This is a genomic window from uncultured Methanobrevibacter sp. (assembly GCF_900314615.1).
Classification (GTDB): Archaea; Methanobacteriota; Methanobacteria; order Methanobacteriales; family Methanobacteriaceae; genus Methanocatella.
On record NZ_OMWA01000001.1, the window covers coordinates 70,981 to 92,609 of the forward strand.

General features: G+C 33.2%; 22 protein-coding genes. 10 read left to right on the forward strand and 12 right to left on the reverse strand.

Annotation, left to right across the window (positions count from 1 at the left end; translation table 11 throughout):
- Positions 1 to 2 precede the first annotated feature (2 nt).
- Genes recJ through QZN33_RS00420 form a run of 5 tightly spaced genes read right to left on the reverse strand, consistent with a single transcriptional unit; the run spans position 3 to position 4,659 of the window.
- Entirely contained in the window at positions 3 to 1,409 is a 1,407-nt protein-coding gene (gene recJ, locus QZN33_RS00400) for a single-stranded-DNA-specific exonuclease RecJ (protein ID WP_296788189.1), read from the reverse strand.
- Positions 1,410 to 1,414: 5 nt separating this feature from the next.
- Positions 1,415 to 1,684 carry a signal recognition particle subunit SRP19/SEC65 family protein gene (locus tag QZN33_RS00405; protein WP_296788192.1) on the reverse strand — a complete coding sequence of 90 codons (270 nt, stop codon included), beginning with the start codon at positions 1,682 to 1,684 and terminating at the stop codon, positions 1,415 to 1,417.
- An 8-nt stretch (positions 1,685 to 1,692) separates the two neighbouring features.
- The gene (gene glf / locus QZN33_RS00410) at positions 1,693 to 2,787 is read right to left on the reverse strand and encodes a UDP-galactopyranose mutase (protein ID WP_296788194.1); all 1,095 of its coding nucleotides are present in this window, start codon (positions 2,785 to 2,787) and stop codon (positions 1,693 to 1,695) included.
- A 5-nt stretch (positions 2,788 to 2,792) separates the two neighbouring features.
- Positions 2,793 to 3,896, reverse strand: a complete 1,104-nt coding sequence (locus tag QZN33_RS00415) for a glycosyltransferase (protein ID WP_296788196.1) — start codon at positions 3,894 to 3,896, stop codon at positions 2,793 to 2,795.
- Entirely contained in the window at positions 3,889 to 4,659 is a 771-nt protein-coding gene (locus QZN33_RS00420) for a uroporphyrinogen-III synthase (protein ID WP_296788199.1), read from the reverse strand. Before QZN33_RS00420 ends, QZN33_RS00415 begins: the two co-directional genes overlap by 8 nt.
- A 405-nt stretch (positions 4,660 to 5,064) precedes the next feature.
- On the opposite strand from QZN33_RS00420, the gene QZN33_RS00425 reads away from it, so the two are divergent.
- The 6 genes from QZN33_RS00425 to QZN33_RS00450 all read left to right on the forward strand — a co-directional run bounded on the left by QZN33_RS00425 (position 5,065) and on the right by QZN33_RS00450 (position 8,324).
- Positions 5,065 to 5,385 carry a hypothetical protein gene (locus QZN33_RS00425; RefSeq protein WP_296788201.1) on the forward strand — a complete coding sequence of 107 codons (321 nt, stop codon included), beginning with the start codon at positions 5,065 to 5,067 and terminating at the stop codon, positions 5,383 to 5,385.
- A gap of 4 nt (positions 5,386 to 5,389) precedes the next feature.
- Positions 5,390 to 5,776: a hypothetical protein gene (locus QZN33_RS00430; RefSeq protein WP_296788203.1), complete on the forward strand. Its 387-nt coding sequence runs from the start codon at positions 5,390 to 5,392 to the stop codon at positions 5,774 to 5,776.
- Between the two features lie 351 nt (positions 5,777 to 6,127).
- Positions 6,128 to 6,592, forward strand: a complete 465-nt coding sequence (locus QZN33_RS00435) for a flavodoxin (protein ID WP_296788206.1) — start codon at positions 6,128 to 6,130, stop codon at positions 6,590 to 6,592.
- Entirely contained in the window at positions 6,585 to 7,100 is a 516-nt protein-coding gene (locus tag QZN33_RS00440; RefSeq protein WP_296788209.1) for a flavodoxin family protein, read from the forward strand. The genes QZN33_RS00435 and QZN33_RS00440 overlap by 8 nt, the downstream gene beginning before the upstream one ends.
- Before the next feature lie 311 nt (positions 7,101 to 7,411).
- Entirely contained in the window at positions 7,412 to 7,852 is a 441-nt protein-coding gene (locus QZN33_RS00445) for a hypothetical protein (protein ID WP_296788212.1), read from the forward strand.
- 1 nt (position 7,853) lies between these two features.
- Positions 7,854 to 8,324 carry a hypothetical protein gene (locus QZN33_RS00450; RefSeq protein ID WP_296788215.1) on the forward strand — a complete coding sequence of 157 codons (471 nt, stop codon included), beginning with the start codon at positions 7,854 to 7,856 and terminating at the stop codon, positions 8,322 to 8,324.
- A gap of 119 nt (positions 8,325 to 8,443) precedes the next feature.
- Here QZN33_RS00450 and QZN33_RS00455 read toward each other — a convergent pair whose 3' ends face one another.
- Positions 8,444 to 10,021 carry a hypothetical protein gene (locus QZN33_RS00455; RefSeq protein ID WP_296788221.1) on the reverse strand — a complete coding sequence of 526 codons (1,578 nt, stop codon included), beginning with the start codon at positions 10,019 to 10,021 and terminating at the stop codon, positions 8,444 to 8,446.
- A gap of 35 nt (positions 10,022 to 10,056) precedes the next feature.
- Positions 10,057 to 13,581, reverse strand: a complete 3,525-nt coding sequence (locus QZN33_RS00460) for a DEAD/DEAH box helicase (protein WP_296788223.1) — start codon at positions 13,579 to 13,581, stop codon at positions 10,057 to 10,059.
- 307 nt (positions 13,582 to 13,888) lie between these two features.
- Here QZN33_RS00460 and QZN33_RS00465 point away from each other — a divergent pair, with 307 nt between their 5' ends.
- From QZN33_RS00465 to QZN33_RS00475, 3 genes are all read left to right on the forward strand, one after another.
- Positions 13,889 to 14,767, forward strand: coding sequence for an ROK family protein (locus QZN33_RS00465; RefSeq protein ID WP_296788226.1), 879 nt, complete (start codon positions 13,889 to 13,891; stop codon positions 14,765 to 14,767).
- A gap of 201 nt (positions 14,768 to 14,968) precedes the next feature.
- The gene (locus tag QZN33_RS00470) at positions 14,969 to 15,181 is read left to right on the forward strand and encodes a hypothetical protein (protein WP_296788239.1); all 213 of its coding nucleotides are present in this window, start codon (positions 14,969 to 14,971) and stop codon (positions 15,179 to 15,181) included.
- Between the two features lie 347 nt (positions 15,182 to 15,528).
- Positions 15,529 to 16,353, forward strand: coding sequence for a hypothetical protein (locus QZN33_RS00475; protein WP_296788240.1), 825 nt, complete (start codon positions 15,529 to 15,531; stop codon positions 16,351 to 16,353).
- Positions 16,354 to 16,572: 219 nt separating this feature from the next.
- Here QZN33_RS00475 and QZN33_RS00480 read toward each other — a convergent pair whose 3' ends face one another.
- The 3 genes from QZN33_RS00480 to QZN33_RS00490 are packed head-to-tail and all read right to left on the reverse strand — an operon-like array spanning position 16,573 to position 18,123.
- The gene (locus tag QZN33_RS00480; protein WP_296788242.1) at positions 16,573 to 16,713 is read right to left on the reverse strand and encodes a hypothetical protein; all 141 of its coding nucleotides are present in this window, start codon (positions 16,711 to 16,713) and stop codon (positions 16,573 to 16,575) included.
- Between the two features lie 34 nt (positions 16,714 to 16,747).
- Positions 16,748 to 16,879, reverse strand: coding sequence for a hypothetical protein (locus QZN33_RS00485; RefSeq protein WP_296788244.1), 132 nt, complete (start codon positions 16,877 to 16,879; stop codon positions 16,748 to 16,750).
- A gap of 53 nt (positions 16,880 to 16,932) precedes the next feature.
- Entirely contained in the window at positions 16,933 to 18,123 is a 1,191-nt protein-coding gene (locus QZN33_RS00490) for a hypothetical protein (RefSeq protein WP_296788246.1), read from the reverse strand.
- A gap of 308 nt (positions 18,124 to 18,431) precedes the next feature.
- On the opposite strand from QZN33_RS00490, the gene QZN33_RS00495 reads away from it, so the two are divergent.
- Complete coding sequence (locus QZN33_RS00495; protein WP_296788249.1) at positions 18,432 to 19,436, forward strand: acyltransferase; 1,005 nt, start codon at positions 18,432 to 18,434, stop codon at positions 19,434 to 19,436.
- Between the two features lie 74 nt (positions 19,437 to 19,510).
- Here QZN33_RS00495 and QZN33_RS00500 read toward each other — a convergent pair whose 3' ends face one another.
- Both QZN33_RS00500 and glf (QZN33_RS00505) read right to left on the reverse strand, forming a co-directional pair.
- The gene (locus QZN33_RS00500; protein WP_296788251.1) at positions 19,511 to 20,503 is read right to left on the reverse strand and encodes an acyltransferase; all 993 of its coding nucleotides are present in this window, start codon (positions 20,501 to 20,503) and stop codon (positions 19,511 to 19,513) included.
- Between the two features lie 18 nt (positions 20,504 to 20,521).
- Positions 20,522 to 21,619: a UDP-galactopyranose mutase gene (gene glf, locus QZN33_RS00505; protein WP_296788253.1), complete on the reverse strand. Its 1,098-nt coding sequence runs from the start codon at positions 21,617 to 21,619 to the stop codon at positions 20,522 to 20,524.
- Positions 21,620 to 21,629 lie beyond the last annotated feature (10 nt).

Genomic DNA, 21,629 nt, shown 5'->3' on the forward strand with positions numbered 1-21,629 from the left:
AATTAGTTTGATAATTTCCCGGCCAGTGCATCATTGAACTGTTGGAGAAATTCATCTTTTTTGTCAATTGGAATGTATGCACCGCATGCCATGGCATGTCCTCCACCGCTTCCTCCGACATTTGATGCAATTTCACGAATGATATTTCCGAAATGAATTCCGTCATATGAAAGCAGTCTTGAACATCTAAGTGAAATCTTAAGTCCGTCGCTGTCAGTTTGGGTAAATCCTATAATTGGTTTTTTCCAGTTGCAGTATCCTAAAATCATTCCAGTTATTGTTCCGACGATTTCAGGTTTTATACCGTCTCCGTCAAAATACTGGAGGTTTTCCATCTCTATGATGTTGGTTTCATCGCTTTCAGCTACTCTGGCGATTGATGTTGCCAGATTATACCTATGAGTTTTGCTTACTGCTTCCAGTTCATCCAATGCAACGAAACGGTCGCCCTTCAGCACTTCCATGGCAATTTTTTCTTCGTGGTTTCTTCCGCATGCATTCATTGCGGTTGAAAATTCAGATCCGTCTCTTAAAAAACTGTTCTCATCTTCTTTGAGGAATGTATATGAATCTCCGATAATAAGCTGGGGAATGTACTGAACATATTTTCCCGGAACCGCCTTTGAAATCATCTCAACAAGTTTCTGGAAGAGTTTTCCTTTTTCCTGCTGTGTCAGTTCATTCAATGTTTTACGGTTATGCTTTTCATCGATTCCAAGTTCTTCTAAAATGGCCATGGTTTCGGTGGTGTTGTTTGTAATCGGCAGTTTTACATCGCTGAAATAGGATAGTGCAACAAATAACGGACGGGTATTTCTTCCATAAATGTTTATGTCATTTTCTATAAGTCCAAGGTATCCTCCGTCGATTGCATCCTGCTGGATAATCTTATTCAGTCCTTCGAAATGACCTGTCTTTGTATTCTGCATGTCTCCGATAGCTGATAAAACTCCAATCCAGCTTAAATCAGTATAGCCGAATTGCTTGGCTAAAAAATAGCATAATCCTCCTCCGCAAACATAATAGGACCCGTCAATTCCATGATGTATCGGATTGATTTCAAGATAGGTGTAGTCCTTATCATCTCTGTAGTCTAAATCTCTGAGGGGTGGATGGTGGTCTAGGATGATAATTTTTTGACCTTTGACTGCATTGGTATCAATGCGCTGTCCTGAACCCAAATCAGAAAAGATTGTAAGTTCATGGTCAAGTTCGATATCATCAAGGACATCTAAATTTACAAATTCAATTTCATGTTCTTTGTTTTGTCTATCTAGTATGGTTGATAAGATTGCACCTGAACAGATGCCGTCACAGTCGATGTGGGAGTATACCTTAATGTCTTCGGCATTTTTAATAATCTCACATGCCTCGAGGTACTGTTCGTGCATTAGTTGTGGTATTTTCATATTAATCAGTTTCTTATTTCTTTAATTTTTAAACTAACTTCTTTTAACAGTTCAAGTTTTGTTCCTTCCCATTCAACAAGGACACGTCCGGATTTTTCATACCATTTGCCGGGATATGAAAATTCCTTCTGCATACTGTATTTCAAACCGAGCCTTTTAAGAGCTCTTTCGATATCGTTTAATTCCGGATCTTTAACAGCATACTCTTTTGCAATTTTACGTCCTTCTTTTAGGGATAAGTTTTTATTTAGATATTGTGGCCAGATAGTAATCATTCTATCACCTATTTGATTTGATTTTCAAAGATTTCCAATGCATCTTTAACGACTAAATCCATATTGTAGTATTTGTATTTGGCAAGTCTTCCTGCAAAGATGACATTTTCCTCTTTTTCCATTTCAGCTTCATATAATTTGAATTTATCCAGATATTCCTGTGTAGGATAAGGATAACATTTTTCTCCGTTGAATCCGGGATATTCTCTCATGATTGCAGTTTTTCCTTCAACTTCCTGCCATGTAAGTTTTTTAAACTCTGTAATCCTTGTAAAGTAAGGGTCATTAGGATAGTTGACAACTGCAACGTCCTGATATGAATCCTCGTCAACTATTTCATATACGAAGTTCAGGCATCTGTATAAGAGTTCTCCGTATTTGTAATCATAAAAGTAATCGATAGGGCCTGTATATATTAAGGTTTCGTAGTTGATTTTGTCAATGTAGTCCTTGTAGTCTGCCTTAAGGCCCACGTGGATTTTATCGGATTTAATCATGTTTTCACACATTTTTGTAAATCCTTCCTTAGGCATTCCCTGGTAGGTATCGGCAAAGTATCTGTCGTCATGATTGAATCTGAACGGGATTCTTGAAATGACGCTTGAGCTTAAATTGGCAGCTGATGTTCCCCACTGCTTTTCGGTGTAGTTTTTGAAAAGCTTTTCGTAGATGTCACGGCCCGCATTTTTCAAAACCACATCTTCAGAGGATTTTACCTCATCGATATCTTCCTTGTGCTTGTCAATCCACTCTTTCATTGAATTTTCATCCAAATCCAAATCGTAGAGTGCATTCAGGGTATCTATGCAGATTGGCATAGGTACAAGTTTTCCGTCAACATAGCTCAGGACTCTGTGAACGTAATCGTTCCATTCAGTAAACTGTGACAAGTAATCGTGAACCTTCTTTTCATTGGTATGGTAGATGTGAGGTCCGTATTTCTGAATCAGAAGTCCGTTGTCATAAAAGTCATAGACGTTACCTCCGATATGGTCACGCTTTTCAATAATAAGCACTTCTTCATCCAGTTCATTTGCAATTCTCTCAGCAAGTGTAAGTCCTGAGAGTCCTGCTCCTACAATAACGTATTTATAATCCTTCATAATCTTTACTCCCTTGCGGTATATATGGCGGTTTCAATCGCTGTTGTCATTGAGCTCATCAGCATTCTGGTTTTTAAATCGCCTTTATGTATTTTTTTAAGTTTGTTTACTTTTTTAAGCAGCAGTCTGTTTTCTTCTTTTGTAAATGGAGAGGTTTTCCATGTATGCATCCAGTGAAGCAGATGCGGATTGAGTGATACTGTCTGAACCTCTTTTGAAAATCCTTCAGTTTTCTTTCTGCAGTAAATGTAGGCTTCCATCAGCTCATCAAGAAGTCTAACGTTAACGTTGTTGGTAATTGACTTGTCGTTAGGCAGGTCTCTTATGTAGTAGTCGTAACTGAAGTAATTGTTGAGATATACGATTCCTTCTGCATTTAAAAGTGCTTCAAGGGTAAATGCCATGTCGTCTCCGGTAACGAACTTTTTAAAGCGCAGGTCATTGTCCATAATCAGTTCCCTTCTATAGATTTTACACCATACTGAAGGCTGAATTTTTAAAAGGTCAGGTTCCTGCTCGATATTGTCAACACTGATTGTATCGATTGGTCCGTCTCTCGGATAGGTTACTTCCAGGGTTTTTCCGTAGAGAACCCTTTCAACGACATTGTCCCAGATGACATCTGGAATGTCAAGGAAGTTTGCAGACTCAAAGGTCTCGCCGGGATATGCGCTTTCAAGATCCGCTTCATAAGGTGAATATGATTCCTGAACATATCCTCCGTATTCGAATATTCTTTTGAAACGTGCAAATGCCAAATCAACGTCATTTTCCTTAACGGCATTGTAAAGTCTTTCGCATGCGTCAGGAACATACCTGTCATCAGGGTCTAAAAACATGATATAGTCACCGGTTGAAGCTTCAATTCCGGTATTTCTTGGAGTATGTGCGCCTCCGCTGTTGGTTTCATGATGAATTGCACGGCAGCAATCGTATTTCTCAGCATATTCATCTATGATTTTATCAGACCCGTCGGTTGAGCAGTCGTTAACCATGATTATTTCCAGATTTTCTTTTCCGATTGTCTGATTTATAAGAGAGTCAATACCTCCTTTAAGGTGAGGTCCAACATTAAAAATCGGTAAAATAATGCTTATTTTATCATTCATTGCTTTCTCTCCATCTCTTAAATAATAATTCCATCATGTCCGGAACTGTATAGGTATCCGGGTGGATGTAGGCAACATCATATTTGTCAAGAACCCTTGCAGTAATAGGACCTATTGAAACTGTAAGTAAATTGTCGTTTAACAGTTCAGCCAGTTTACGTTTGTCATCAGCTATTTTAAAGAAGTTTTCAACGGTCAGAGGGCTTGTGAATGTTATTGCATCAATCTCTTTGTTTTCAATTTTTGAGATGAGTTCTTTTACTGATTTTTCATCCATCGGAAAGAGTGACTTGTATGCTTCGGCAAGTATTATTTCATTTCCAAGTTTTTCAAGCTCTTCAGGCAAAATTGGTCTTGCAGAAGCAGTTCTTGGAATTCCTATGGTTTTTTTGGTAATTCCACGTTTTTTAAACTCTTCAATAAGTCCTTCAGCAGTGAAATCATCAGGCATCAAATCAACAGTCAGCCCATTTTTTTCAGCCAGTTTTCCGGTTTTATTTCCGATAACTGCCAGCTTGCAGTCAAGAGTTTTAATAAAATCCGGATAGAACTTGTTTAGAGAAACGATTGTGGTTGGAGAAGTAAATATGATCCAGTCCAGGTCGTCTTTTCTGGCTACAAGATTTTTTAATGATTCGCTGTTGACAGGCTGAAGGTCAAGTGTAGGTGCCATAACGGGTGTTCCGCCCAGCTTTTCTACAATCTCACAAGCCTTTTTTGCCCTATCTTTTGGCCTAGTTATTGCAACAACAGGTTTTGACATTTTATATTACCTTCATTAATTTATAATATTATTATTTTGTTTTTGTTAGTTTATAATCTTTGTTAATTCAAATTATGTTTTATATTGCGTTTAATGCGTCAAGCTGTTCTGATTGGAAAAACATGATTTTTTAGCATATTTTGAGTTTTTTGTGTTTATAATGTTTGGGATGAAATTCATATTTGACTTTAATGTGTGCTTGTGTAAATTTTTTTGTAGGAAGTTATTTTTTCAAAAATGTAAAATTGTTGTCATTTCGTTAAATTGTTGTAATTTGATTAAATTGTTCTTATTTTTATTTTTAAATTAGTTAAATTTATATATTTTTAAATTAAATAATTATTTGGCGGTGAATTATATTAATTCCAGTATTAGGTAGTTGAATTATAATTAAATGGTGTTTTCATGTTAAATTATAAAATGGATCGGGAACATATTTTTAATCCTAATATGCCTTTCGATGACTGCGATTTAGAAAAATTTGAAAATTTTTTAACTGAATTAAGCAAAAAACATGGTTTAGGCGAAGTATATTTTAAACCAAAGAATAAACATGATTGGGATTCTATGGCTACATTCAATATTGTGGCTCCAAATGACTGGTCATTTGAGAAAATACATAAAGTTACACACATTATTGGTGATGAATCTCTTGAATTTTCTAAAAGGGAAGGTTTAATGTATATTTTCAATAATTCATGCACTATTCTTACTCAATTGGAGTGATTCAATGGTTCATGCATTTGTGCCTGAACATCTATTGGATTTAGCAGATTATCTTAATAATCATCAATTCCGCTCTGAATTATATGATCTTCAATGCATAAATAGAACTGTAATAAATAGGTTATATTTTGCCAGTTATTTGCATGCAAAAGAGTGGATATTGGTGCATGGGGAATATGATAGTTTGGATGACTACACTGATGAATCAAGTTCTCATCTTGCTATTGTCGTTGCATTAAGAAGATTAAATCAGCATAATCTTTCAACTGATTTTTTTAATTTCAAAGAATTAAGAAAAGATGTTGATTATGACATTGTCAAAATTATTAATGATGATGATGTAAAAAAGGCATATGAATTTGCCAATGCTATTTTTAGTAGTTTGGTTTGAATATTTTTTTTTAAAAAATTTTAAAATTGCTTTAACTTTGTTAAATCTCTTTAAACGTGAAATATTGTCTTTTTCAAAAAATTTGATTTCACTTTAACATTCTAATTTTTGATTTTTCACTTAAATTTCACCTGTGCATATATATCCCAGTATTTAATCAAATCAGATTTCAAATATCTGTGATGTTAAAGTAAAATCCGATTGATTAAACACAATCTTTTTTGATATAATTTCATTTTAATTCAACCTATCTTCAATATAATCAGTTCAAAAAATATTGCTCTCAGGACTAATTGTTGCGAATGTAAACAATTATATATTAGGATATTCTAATTTAAATTAGGTGATAAAATGAGCAATGTATTAGTAACTTACTTTTCAGCCAGCGGAGTAACCCGAAATGTTGCCGAAAAAATTGCTGGTGAAAACGGATATGATATTTTTGAAATTAAACCGGTTGAAAAATACACTTCTGCCGATTTGGACTACATGGACAAAAATTCCAGATCAACAATCGAGATGAACGACAAATCATTCAGACCTCCAATAGAAGAAACATGTGACGTTTCAGCTTATGATACTGTAGTAATAGGCTTTCCGGTATGGTGGTATACCGCACCTACAATCATAAACACATTCATAGAAAGCGTTGATTTGAACGGAAAAACCATCAAGGCATTCTGCACATCCGGAGGATCCGGAATCGACAAATGCGTAAGCGACCTTCAGAATACTTATCCTGAACTTGATTTTGCAAAAGGCATGAGATTCATGGGTAATGTCTCAAAAGCAAAGGAATGGATTGAAAATGAGTAAAAAAGTAGTCGTAATAAGCTCATCTCCAAGAAAAGGCCAGAACTCAGATACATTATGTGATGAGTTTGTAAAAGGAGCAATTGACGGCGGAAACGATGCTGTAAAATATTTCCTGGAAGACATTGAATTTTCATCATGCAAGGCCTGCTACAAATGCAAGACTCCTGAGATGAAGTGTTTTCAGGATGACGGCATTGCTGAAATTCTTGATGACATGATGGCTGCTGATGTAATCGTCTATGCGACTCCTGTGTATTACTTTGAGATGTGCGGAACCCTTAAGATGTTTTTCGACAGATGCTATCCTATATTCAGACACCTTGAAAACAAGGATTTCTATATCATAATGGCAGCCGGAAGTTCCTGCGGTGATGCATTGACCGGACTTAAAAGCTTTATAGGATTTGCCAAAAATCCGACAATTAAAGAAGTATTTGAAGTATTAGGTAATGTCAAATCACAAGGAGATGTGCTTAAAAAAGTATATGATGCAGGTAAAAACTGTTAAAAAATAGAATTTAGGAAAGAATCCTTCTTTCCTACCTTTTAATAATTTTACTGTGGCAGTTGTTAAGTCTTTTTTTTGAAATTAATTTATAAAACGTTTTTTAATCTCTAATCGGATTTTTAATTAGTAATGAAGTTTATATAATGTCCCATTTTAATTTATCATATGTGTGCTTTTGTGATTTTTCGCACTTCAAAAAGCTATTTTTAAAATAATTTCCATACTATTGTTGTAGATTTAGTTAAAACCATAAGTCGACTTTAGCCATTGTTCGTAAATCTACATAATTCAATTATGTGGAGACAAAATAAATGATAAGAAAACGTAGAATCAACAATCCGTTTGATTTTGCCTTTGGAATTATGTATAATGAATATGCTAAAGAATTGCATGAGGAACTTGAAATTCCGGGCATTTTTAGGAGAAAATCCAATGTCAAAGTACGCCGTAAAAACGGTAAAGTTTTGGAGATGGATGCATCATATGTTGTTGACCCTGATTTCAAAGAGTTATTTGAATCTGCAGTGGTTAACTTGGAACACCAGTCCACACTGGGCGATGATTCTAAAATTATTATAATTGGAGATTATAATATTCAGCAAATTTCTGATGAAAGATTGCCTCCTTTAAATGTGATTGCTTCACATTTAAATGAAGAAAAATCAGTTAAAGAATACAAAAGAACACTAACTTATTCCACAAAACTAATGTTTCTTGATTTAGGTCCTCAGAATAATCAAAAGATTAAGTAATGTGAGCAATATAATTAATTACCATGAAGAGAGCATAACTATCAACAATGCTCTTAATTTGGGAATAATTGTTTTGTTTGCTCCAAGAGATAATGCGCGTGCAATTATAAGGCAGGTAGTATCGTTATACAAAAAAATCAAAAATAAACCTAAAAAGCTTGAATATGTTTTGTATTCAGTTATTACTGCAATGATTGATGCATATTTTGATGATGAAGATGAATTTCAGGAGTTAATGGAAATGATAAATAATGAAACAGAAGATGAAGTAATAGGCAAATTTGAAACTGAAATTATTTCAGAAAACAAAATCCGTGAGTTAAAGCAGGAACTTGAGGTTTTTGCTAGTGAAAATGAACAGGTTGTTAGTGAGAATTCTCAGCTTCGTAGTGAAAATGAACAGGTTGTTAGTGAGAATTCTATACTTAAAGCTGAAATTCAAGAGTTAAAAAACCAGCTAAACAATAAATAATAGTCAATATCTTTTTAGATATTGATTTTCTTTTTTTTTGGATTTTAAAAATAGTTTCATATCTAATTTAAAATTCAGATTTCATTAAAAAATAGAATTTAGGAAAGAATTAATCTTTCCTAACCTTTAAAAGGATTTGAACTGTCGTATTTTTGCCCGTTTACTGTAATTGAATAGTCACTGTATTCGATGTTTCCTTTAACAGCAAGGGATGAAACTGTACTGTCACCGGTCAGTGTCCATGTTGAACCTTCAGCTACATTAACGGTAGTGTTTCCGGTTGAGTTGACAGCACCTTTAAACTCAGTATTTTTCATGGTCCAGTTAAGAGAACTTATTTCATCAACAATAACGTTGCCTTCTATTTTTTCATTGTCTGTGTTGAGCTCAGCAACTCCTCCGTTGGATCCGGTTGTTCCCCACTGGTTCTGACCTGCTATTTCTAAAAATACTCCGCTTCCAAAGCTTAACTCGGTATTGTCAAGGTTAATTACACATGCTGTGTTTGTTACATGAAACATAGGAGCGTCCTTATACACTGATGAGTCGGAAGCTATTGACAGTTTGGAGTTTTTAGCAGTAAAGAGTGAAGTTCCAACATCAGCGTCTCCGCTCATGGACTGGTATATGAATACGCCTCCTAAATCAACATATTCACTTCCGTCCTGACGGTTTCCTTCTGCATAACCGGTTAAATCAGAGTTTGTAACTTCAATGGAGTTTTTACCTTCGATACATGCAATCTGAGATACATATGATGTACCTTTTGAGTTTTCAAGAGTAATGTTTCCTGTAGAATAGATTAAAGGTGAACCTCTTCCGCTTTGTTTGCTTACTCCTGTGTTTATCTCTGAGTTTTTAACATGCACTTCACCTTCTCCACGGTCTGTTGCAAGTGCAGCGCAGCTTTGACCGTCAGTATTGATGATAACGTTTTCAGCATTGATTATTCCTTTGTATGTGGCGTCAAGTCCTCTTGACTTGTCGGAGTGGGTTGTGATTTTAACGTTTTTGATGGTGGCTTCTGTGTGGCCGCTGACGTCACTTGCACCTGACGGGTCTGCACCGCCGTTTCCAGGAGCCTGACCTCCTTCACCTGATGGCATTTCAGGAGGCTGTCCTCCATCTCCGCCCTGTTGGTTTCCAGTTGCTTCAGGAGGTTGACTTCCATTTCCTGCCGGTGAGCCTCCGCCGTTTCCAGTCGCTTCAGGAGGTTGACTTCCACCCTGGGAAGCGCCGTCACCAGATGCATTTCCGCTTGATGATGATGTTGAAGCCTCTGAGTTTGTTACAAAAATACCGTTGGAACCTTTGGAATCTGTGTTGATTTCAACATTTGAGATGTCCAGAGTACCGTTGGTATTTACAAGAACAGCTGAATTAACTCCGTAAAAGTCAGCATCGTCACCTGAAGTAGCTGTGTCTCCTGTCTTGTTGATGATTGCATCTTTCAATGTCAGTTTACCGCTATTGGTTACTAAAATAGAATTCAAATCACTGGCACTTGATGAAATAAGTCCTTTCTCTTTTGATTCATCACTGCCGTTTACTACAATATTTCCCATATCTTCAAGTGCACTTGCATCAACATTGACAGACGCATCTCCCGAAGATGTATTTGTGTTTGTCAGTGCAAATGCACAGATGCCTATTATAACTATGACTGCAATAGCTGCAATCAGATACTTTCTGTTCATAAAAGTAATAACTCGCAAGTGATATTTAAAAATTGCTATTTTCTAAGTTTCAGCATATTCTTTAAATCTTTGCTGTTCATTTCGGTTATGAATGTTTCACCGTTTCCAACTGTTAGTTTTGCAAGTTCCTCTTTGCTCTGTATCATTTCATTGATTTTTTCTTCAAATGTTCCTTTTGTGATGAATCTGTAAACCATAACATTTTCTTTTTGCCCGATTCTATATGCCCTGTCGGTTGCCTGATTTTCAACTGCAGGATTCCACCACAAGTCATAATGGATTACATTTTGAGCGGCAGTCAGGTTCAGACCGGTTCCTCCGGCTTTAAGGGATATGATGAATATTTTATTTTGATGACTGTTCTGGAACTTTTTAACCATTTCATCCCTTTTTTTACGACTGAGCGAACCATGTAAGAAGAGCACTTCAGTGTTGAATTTGTCTTCAGCTTCTTTTTGTATAATTTCTCCCATTTTGACGTACTGGGTAAAAATAAGGACCTTTTCATCAGACTGAAGAATGTTGCCCAGAGTATTCATCAGCACTTCCATCTTTCCGGATTCGTGAATGTCTGTCGAGTCGTTTTTGGTAAACTGTGAAGGGTGATTGCAAATCTGCTTTAGGGAATTGATCAGTTTTAAAACCAGAACTTTTCTTTTCATGCCCTCATTTTCTTCAACTTCGGCCATTGATGCATCAAGTGTTTCTTTGTAAAGCGCAACCTGTTCTTTTGTAAGATTGCAGTATATGTCACTGACTATTTTGTCAGGCAGGTCTTTTATAATGTTCTTGTCACTTTTAAGGCGTCTCATGATAAATGGCTTTGTTATTTGCCTGAAGTTTTCAAGAGTGTCCTGATTTTTTTCCTTTTCAATCGGAACAATATAATTCTGTCTGAATTTCTTCAAACTTGTCAAATATCCTTTATTTGTAAAGTCAAATATGCTCCAGTACTCTGACAATCTGTTTTCAACAGGAGTACCTGACATTGCAATCTTATGTTTTGCTTTGACGGATTTGACTGCTTTTGTCTGTTTAGTATTCGGATTTTTAATGTTTTGCGCTTCATCCACAACAACCAAAAACCATTTTCTTTTTTTGAATTTTTCAATATCGCTTCTGATAACGCCATAGGATGTCAGATACACGTCATATTTCTTTTTGGTAAATCTTCTTGCTGTTCCATGGAATATATATGAGGTTAAATCAGGTGTGAATTTTCTGATTTCTTCCTGCCAGTTTGTCAGAAGGCTTGTTGGTGCAATTACAAGAACGGACTCCTTTTCAAGCATTCCTTCCTGTTTGAAATATTGGATTGCTGTTAGAACCTGCAGTGTTTTTCCAAGTCCCATGTCATCTGCAAGTATGCTTCCAAAACCGGATTTTATGTTTTGAACAAGCCAGGAATAGCCTCTTTTCTGATATGACCTTAATTTTGCGTTAATATTATCCGGCACTTCAATGTCATCGATTCGGGTAATGTTTTTGACCAATTCATCAAAATCACCTTCGATTTCAACATCTCTGTCGAGAATTTCTCCGCTAAGCATGGCCTTCATCATTTCGTGGCGGTTTATTTTTTCAGGAAGTTTATCGATTTGCTTTATTAGAGATTTGACTTCCCTTTCATCAAGCATCACGAATTCATTTGCTATTTTAACAAGGCCTTTTGATTTTTCAGCAAGGAGTTTAAACTCTTCAGGAGTGCATGTAGTATTTCCGATTGCAACTTTCCAATTAAAATTTGTCAGGTCTTTGAATGTGATGTATTTCTCTTCGCTTTGTGTGTTTTCAACACTCAACTTCAGTTTAGGTTTGAATATTTTCTGAAGACTTTTCGGCAGAATAATTTTAAGACCCATTATTTCATATAACGGCAAAGTATTTAAAAAGAAACTGGTAAAGTCGTCCAGATTCAACTGGAGATTTTCATTATAATTAAGTGCGCTTCTGAATTTGGGATAAATCTCATTGATGGTGTATGTGTCTTTCAGCAGATTTGTCCTCAGCAGTTTATCGGATGTGGTGTTGATGACCTCAGTGATATTTTCAAGCTCATCATTTACTCTGACATCCACATTAAAGCCGTTCATTGACTCTTCAACAAGCAGATACAAATCATAGTCCCTGGAATTGATCTGAAACCTTGAAAGCCACTGACTGATCGCTTCGGGTGTTGAAAGGTCATTTTTAAACTTCTGAGATTTGCCAAAAAATAGTTTAAAGACACTTTCATCATAGTTTTTCCTGATGTTCTGGGCAGTTCCGAATTTAAGATAATTTTCATGAAATCCTTTGACAAATATGCTGACCATTGAAATGATCTGGTCCTTTTTTGCGATTTTGCGATTTTTAAACTTAACAAGATTATCAGGACATTCATTTGTCAGAATATCAATAATATTTGAAATGTTTTTGTCAAAAACGGCTGGAATCCATCTTATATGATAATTTTTTGATGATTTGAATATTTCCGGAATCAGCGCATGCTTTTTTAACAGCTCAAGAGTGAACTGATAAATCAGATTGAGAAACTGAATGTCATCGTTGAATTTCTCAACACTGCTTTCGCCAAGCTCAACAAAAAATCCAAAGACAGTTGATTCATAGGTGTCATTTTTAAAAACGCTTTCGCCATTTGTAGTGATTTTTGAAATTGAATAATTGTTGTTGATATTCAATTTGAAGTTTTCCCACTGGTTTGGCATTCCCCAGCGCCTTTGAAACACATTTTCCAGCCAGTCATCCAATTCCTCCTCAGAGCCGTTAAATGGTTCAGGTTCATAATCAAGCCTTTTATAAGATTCATAATATTTAAAACGTTGTCTGGTGTAGTTTTCACATTCCTTTTTGACAAATCTTGCCTTTGATTTGCAGGTATTGTCAAGAATTGATTTGAAATCTTTTTGATAGAAAACGGGATTGTCATCTAAAAGCTCAAAAATCTGAGTGTGAAGGTCTGGAATTTTGGAAAAATCAAGTTCGCCCTCAAGGGGATTGTCTTTATTTGTGAAAAGTTCATCTATATCTTTTATGCTTGTTTTTTCCACTTCAAAGTTTAAAACGTCAAGCAGATCAAGTCCCTGCAACTTGAAAATCAGAAACGGATCCTTGTCGATTTCCATTGCAATCATATAAACCAGTCCAGCAATGTGTTTGCAGATTGTTGCATAGTCCGGACAGTTGCAATCGGTATCCAAATCCCTGTGGGATGAAGGAAAAACATTTACTCCCTCATCAAGCAAAATCTGATATAATTCATTTGGAAGCTTATGATTTAAAAGTGCAGACATTATTGAGGGATTTTCATAGATTGTTCTGATTATAATGTTCTTTTCTTTTTGGCTGAACTGTTTAAACTCAACCGAAACATTGTAAAAGCTTTGATAATTTCCTCTGACTTTAGCCAGTGCGAGATTATCGTTGATTAAGATGTCATATACTTTGCCTGTGTTTGCATAGGTTTTTCCACGGCCGATACGGTTAGTTAGATAAACTCCATTAAGAGCATCCAGCCATTTTTCTCCCCACCATGTTTTTGTTATTTTTTTACTTGCCATTTGATTCCATTTCTTTTTAATTTTTAATTGAACCTCTCCGGCTTGTAGACGCCAGAGAGGTTCAATTATTTGAAGTGTATTTTTTGCTATAATACTTAATTACATTCTTTTATTTATAAATTTAACTAATTTTATTAATCTATATTGAGTTTAAAGTGTAAAATTGTTCCCATTTAGTTAAATTGTTCTCATTTCATAATACTTTTTTTAAGTTTATATGGGGATAGTTGGCATTTATGTACTTTGATTCTAGTTTTTCATGTTTAGATGAATATATTTTTATAAATGATTTTTTAAACTATTAAATATGAATGATTATGCCTTTTCCGTTGATTTGGGAGGAACATCAACAAATTTTTCGGTTTTCACCTCAGATGAGATCATAACTGAATGGACAGTTCCAACTCCAAAAAACCACATAACTGAAATGCTTGAAGCTGAAATCAAAAATAAAATAAGTGAATTGAACTTAAAAAGTACTGATTTTAAAGCTATTGTAATGGGCATAGCAGGCATTGTTAAAAACGGCATTGTCCAAAAAGCAATTAATTTAAATTTGCCAGATTGTGATATCGGATCTGTTTTGCAGTCCAGAGTCAACATAAACGTAATTGTTTTAAATGATGTGAATCTGCAGGCCATTGGTGAGTCAGCAAATTACAGCAGTCTATTTCTTGTTGCAATCGGAACAGGAATAGGCGCGGGACTTGTAATCAATAATTACCTGGTGGAAGGCCATAACGGTGCTGCAGGTGAAATCGGCTTTATTTATCTTGACTCAAAAACTCCCGGAGAAAATGCTTCTGCAACAGGTCTTGTTAAAACTGCTGAAAGCTATTTAAAATCCAATGATGATTATTCCAGTCTGAGGGATTTTAAATCATTGACTGCAAAAGATATTTTTAATGAGGCAAAAGCCGGCGATGAGGTAGCTTTAAAAATCGTTAATGAGGTCTATTTCAAATTAGGCAAACTGCTTGGCCTAATTTCAAGCGCTTTTGATCCTGAAGTCATAATAATTTCAGGAGGCATTTCAAATGCAGGAGACTTTCTTTTGAATATAATCAAAAAAGGTTTCAGTGAAGTATCATTTGCAGGTACTGAAATTTGTATATCTGAAATGAAAGAAAAAGCATCTGTTTTTGGAGCAATGAAGATTGTTAGGGATAGTTCAATAATTGAATAATGTTTGGATTAATTCATGGATTATTGTCTTTTTTTTTGAATATAATTTTAAATTGGCTTGTTTTTATATTTTAATGAGGTAATTACCTTTTTAACTGATTTTAATATGCAAGTAAGTACTTACACTCGAAAATCTTTATATGTGGCCAGTTTATACTATAAAATAGAGTTTGTAAAACTTAAAATTAAAAAGGCGATTAAAATGAATAGGGCTAGATTGATTCAAGTTTTGATTTTAGCAGTGGTTGTTTCACTTGCATTTGCAGGGGTATATGCTGCAGGTGAAGCAGGTGAAGTTTCCCATGCTGATTCAACCGATGATATAGGTGGTTTGTATATAAGTGGGTCTGGTGATGTCTGTCATGTGGCAAGCTGCTATGAACCTTTAAGCGCAATTTCCATGGTGGAACTGTAACACGTTTGAGATTTAAATATTAGATTTGCGGGTTTAATGATATTAAACCCTTATTTCCTCCATTTAACCATTAAAATTATTTTTTAGGTGTTTTCTTAGATACTGTTTACTTTTTTTTTACTTTTCACTGTTGTTGATTATATTAATCTAAATCATTTTTTCTCATTATTGATTTTAAAATGTAAAATTGTAGTGACTCAGTAAAATTGTTATCACTTCGTAAAATTGCTTTAACTATGTTAAATTGCTTTAATTATGAAATTTTTAGATTATAATAGGTTTATAGTTAAATTTAAATAATATTTGTTCTATATTTTTAAAATAAATAAATTTATGAGGTTTTTTAAATGTCGCAATTTCAGGAAGATATGATATTTAAAAATGTTGGTGAAGAAGATGCAAGGATACTTTTAGATATAATTGGGAAAAAATCTAAAAAAGTAAAAATTTGGACAAAAGAGCTAAGGCTACTTGATCCGGCAGCGTTCAAACCTGATATAATACTTGAACTCGATGATGAGATTCTTATAATAGAATTTCAATCAACAAAAGTTGGAAAAAGACATCACAGAAGATTTCATGTCTATGTTGCAATAACGGATTATAATGTTGAAAATCATGATAAAGAAGTTAATCTTTGTGTTTTTACAACAGCAGAAGAATCTAAACTGATAACTTATCATGTAAATCAGTATAATGATTTTAAATATGATGTAATAAGCTTATCTGATTATGGCAGCGAAGAAATTATTAATAATATCAATTATAAAATAGAACATAATGAAGAAATAACTGGAAAAGAATTAGTATTATTCTCCCTAGTTCCTATAATTGAAAAAGAAGGTGAAATAGAAGATTATATTTTTGAGGTAATTAATACATTAATTGGTCTTAAAGATTTAGCCTCGTCAATTCAGGCTTTGGTTTTTGGAATTGAATGGTTAATTGTTGATAAATTCGTTGAAAATGAAAATACAAGAAATATATTGCAGGATTTATTGGGTGGTAGAATGAGCATGGTTCATGAATATGGGGAAAGGAAAAAAAATAATGAACAAGAAAGGATTGTTAGAAATCAATTAAAATCTGGTATGAGGCCGGAAATTATTGCAAGTACTGCAGATATTCCATTATCTAGGGTTCAGGCGATTAAAAGGAAATATAATTTATAATTCTTTCATTTTTTTTTATTTTTGTATATGCATTATGTTGAAGGTATAGTTTTTGTTATAATCGGTAAGTGACTCTCTTAAATATGGGGTTTCATCAATTTAGATTTTAGTTTTTTGATTTGAATGGCTCATTGTTGATAAATTTGTTGAAAATGAAAATATAAGAAATATATTGCAAATTTAATTTTTCTCAGTTGAATTAAGCATAATTAGTACATTTTAATCATCCATTGAATCCATTTGTTTTATACTTCTAGCCACAGATTCTTTAGCTAATCTAATCGCATACTTTCTGAGATATTCTTCAGACGGTAAAAGGGTATCTCCAGTATCTTCTGATTTAATTATCATGTTTATCATATTATTATGGTTATTAATGTATAATTAGTAAATTTTACTCGTCTATAGAATCCATTTGTTTAATAATTTTATCCACGGATTCTTTAGCAGCATTAATTGCCCATAATCTTAAATATCCTTTAGGTGGTATAAGTGCATCTCCAGTCTCTTTTGATTTAAATATCATGAAAATCATCCTTTTTTAAATATTTATTTTAATTTAATTTTATATTAAAGTTATTATTCATCATTCTTTTCAAAAAATTGAGGGTTTAAATCTGATTCAAAGTACTGTTTTTTTCTTTTCCAGATGAATCCGTCTCCTTTTGAAATTATGGCAACATCAATATCTCCGCCAACGCTTTCTAAATCTGTTGAAATTTTTCTTTTTAGGGAGGTGATGTGTATTAATGATTCTCCCATATTTGCTAATTCATTTCTAGGTAAACCTCCAATTGAATCTAAAATTGGTTTAGTAAATGCTTCTTCTAATTTTTCAAAGTTTTTCAAGAATTCATGTGACTGATTTTCACAACTTTCAATGAATTTATCTATTTCATTATTGAATTCAATTAATTGTGCATTTTTAATTTTTTTATTTGAATTTACCTTATTTTTTAATTGTTTGAGATATTCCTCTGTAAATTGATAGAAATAAATAATAATGGCATATTTCATGTTTTCATCAATTCCACTTATGAATGTTTTTATAACATCTTTTTGTGCAAATGGTATTATTACATTTTCTTCAAAATTATTCAAATAATTATAATTTGATATTTTAATGTTATTTTTGTAATTAAAATGTATATTGAATTGCATGCATGATGGAAACATTTCATTTTCATTGAATCCAGCAATGACTATTCCAGTACTCATTGATGCTATGAAATCAAAAAAAATATTTTTTAAAGAATCTATTAATAGTTTCTGTTTATTTGTATCGATTTCAGAGGGGATTAATTCTTCAAACTCATAATTATAATTGTTTAGTTCATTAATTTCGTTTAAAAAATCAGGTAGTTTTCTATTTCCTTGACTTATTATAAATTCTTCATAGTCTTCTATGCTGATATTTTCAAGTTCCAATTTAATAAAATTTTTAAATAAGGGGAGTGTGATTTCAATTTCATGTTCAATATCAGTTTTTGGAGTATTTTCAGTTAAAAATTTTAAAAATTCTTCTTTAATCAGTTCAATGTTATTATTTTTCTTAAAATCGGTTTTTCTTTTAAATTCTTTAATTAAAGTTTCCATAGGAATATTTTCAAAATCTGCGGATCCAAATATCATTATACCCATAGGGGGTGAATTTGATAACATGAACAGTTTATTAACGCCATTATAGGTTTTAGTTCCACCAACAGTCACAGCACTATCTGCCGCCATTACAATTGCATTTTTATTCATAATTACAACTTCTGAAGTCACAAAATACACCTTATATCATTACTTAATATTTAATAGAGTATTTGATATTTAAACAATTTTACATTCGATTTAAATCATATTAAGTTATATGTGATGGTTTTTTGGAGTAAATTTTACATAATGGCGACAATTTTACAAAGTGGGAGCAATTTTACTAAATGAAAACAATTAAGGAATTTTAACGTATATTTTTAATAGAATTATACATTTCTTTTATATATAAAATTCTAGTAATTTCACTTTTGCAGGTTTAATTAAAATTAATAATCATATTGTTTAAATATAATATTATAACTCATTTCGGTGATATGATTAAGAATAGAATTGAATATTATGATAATTTAAGGGTTCTTGCAATATTTGGAATCATTGCAATACATGTTTTCCAGCTTTGGCATCATGGAGAACAGGTAAACGGCATTTATATCTACATGTTTTCAGAGATTGTAAGGTATGCGGTTCCAATCTTTCTGATGTTAAGCGGTGCGCTATTACTTAATCGCGATATTGAAATTGGTAATTTTTTAAAGCGCAAACTGCCGAGGATTGCCTATCCGTTCATATTTTATTTAATCATCTCGTTTATTTTATCATTATTTACTGATAAAGGATTTTCATTCAATATATTCTCTCAATACTGGTATTTCTGGCTGATTTTTGGAGTATACTTATCTGTGCCGATAATCAATAAGTTTGTTTTAAATTCATCAATAAGAGAAATAGAGTATTTTTTAGTTATATTTGTCTTGGCCGCAATTTTTTATCAGTTTGTATTATTTTATAATATTGAAAGTTATTTCAATTTGAATTTCTTTGCAGCTCCAATCGGATTTCTGATTTTAGGTTATTACCTGTCTGTAAAGGACTTTAAAATTGATTCTAGAAAACTTATCATGGTAATGCTTGCTGTTTTTGTAATTGCAACCTTTTTTAAAATGCTAGAAACCGGTGCCATAATGCCTAAAAATTTTGCTCTTGACTATTCTGCTACACAATCAGCAGTTCTTGCTTCATGGGTTGATGTAAGTATATGGGTAATTCTGCAGGCAGGATCATTATTCGTCATATTTAAGCATCTGAACTTTGGGAAATTTAGAAAAGCGATTGTTTCAATAAGCAATCTGAGCTATGGGATGTATCTGATTCATTCATTGCTGATGTTTTACACAAATCCATTTTTTACAAGTCTACCGAGAAACGGTGTAGAAATATGTTTGGTTATTGTTTTTTATAGTATTTTTGTCTTTTTAGTTTCATGGCTGATGGTGTTTGTTTTATCAAAAATTCCTGTTGTTGGAAAGTATTGTGCCTAATGATTTTAGGCAGATAATTATAAGTGGAGAATCTTAAAAATGTATGATGATAAAAAAGATTCTCCAATTTAATTTCAGACTCCGCTTATAGTCTTGACATACGGAATTTTGCTTAAAACATAAGGTAAAAGCCAGCTTAAAAATACTATTAAAACGAACATTACTGGAAACATCAGGTTTGATCCGGGATTGTGGTATGACAATGCTTTAACGACTATCACATGTGAGAAGTACATTCCGTAGCTGCACACGCTTAGGGATAGAATTGCCTTTCCGATGAAATTATCTTTGATTCTGTTGAATTTGTTTAATCTGTCAAGACACATTATGAATATGAACAGTCCGACTCCCATAAACATGTTTGGCAGGTTTTCATATCTTATTAAATCGATTTTTGCATATCCTAGATATACAAAGACAGTTAAGGATATTATTAGCATTATCAATCCTATGATGCACAGCTTTTTGTCATTTAGTTTAAATTCTTTGTTTGCAATCCAGTAACCTAACACAGGATATCCGATAAAGCTTGCAAACATATCCAGATTAAAATAGTTCCACAGAGGATATGCGCTGAATGTTTTTAGAATCATTGTAAAAAGCCATATTGCCAAAAAGTATTCAACACCTTTGATTTTATATTCTTTTATAAATGAGTTTAAAACAGGGATGAATAGATAAATTCCAATTAAAGTCCAGAAATACCATGTGATTGAAGGTTCTCCAATGAATACATTCCAGATGAACTTTGAATTGTATCCGTGATAGTAGAGTTGACCTAAAATCAGAATAATCCAGAATATGAACGGATAGATGATTCTTGCAAATCTTCGCTTTAAAAAGTTTTCCAAACTGGGATATTCTCTGTTTAATAGCAGTGCTCCGCTTATCATTAAAAAGATTGGAACGCCTATGTCTCCGATATCGTGGAATGTCATCTGTGCAATAACTTGTGTAGGTGTTGTCAGTGGGCCGAAAAAGTGGTCAACATGACAGATTATTACAGCTATTATTGCAAATGCTCTTAAGACATCATAGTAAAATATTCTTTCTTTTTTGGTTTTCATTATATCTTAACTTTCTAATTATTCAAGTGTTTTAACTAGTTTTAAAGCTTCATCAATTACCTGCCACATGTCAAAGTATTGATACATTCCAAGTCTTCCACCAAAAATAACTTTGTCTTCTTTTTTAGAAAGTTCAACATATTTATTGTATAATTCTGAATTTTTCTCATCATTCATAGGATAATATGCTTCTTCACCTTTCACCCAATTTTTAGGGTATTCTCTTGTAATAATGGTTTTTGGAGATTCTGAGCTTTCAAAATGTTTATGTTCAATTATTCTTGTGTATGGGGTCTCTGCATCAGTGTAATTGATTACTGCATTTCCTTGGTAGTTTTCTATATCTAAAGTTTCAAACTCAAAATTTAAACCTCTGTATTCCAGTTCTCCATAGCAATAATCATAATATTCATCAATCATGCCGGTAAATAGTACTTTATCAGCAATATTTAGCCATTTTTCTTTGTCATCAAAGAAATCTGTGTTGAGTTTTACTTCAATTCCTTCAAGCATTTTTTCAACAATTTTTGTGTATCCTCCAATTGGGATTCCCTGATATAAATCATTGAAATAGTTGTTATCATAAGTAAATCTTACTGGAAGTCTTTTGATAATGAATGCTGGAAGTTCTGTGCATTTTCTCCCCCACTGTTTTTCAGTATATCCTTTAACAAGTTTCTCGTAAATGTCTTTACCAATTAATGAAATTGCTTGTTCTTCAAGGTTTTGAGGATTATCCACTTTTGCTTCAGCTTTTTGTTCTTCAATTTTAGCTTTAGCTTCGGCAGGAGTTTTAACTCCCCACATTTGATAAAATGTATTCATGTTGAATGGTAAGTTGTATAATTCACCGTTGTAATTGGCAACAGGGGAGTTTGTAAATCTGTTAAAGTCTGCAAACTGGTTGATATATTCCCAAACTTCTTTATTGTTTGTGTGAAAAATATGCGCACCATATTTGTGGACATTAATGTTTTCTTTTAACTTAGTATATGCATTTCCAGCAATATGGTCTCTTTTTTCTATCACTAAACATTTTTTTCCAGCTTTTGTCATTTCATGTGCAAAAACTGCACCAAAAAGACCAGCACCTACTATTAAATAATCATACTTCATAATATCATAT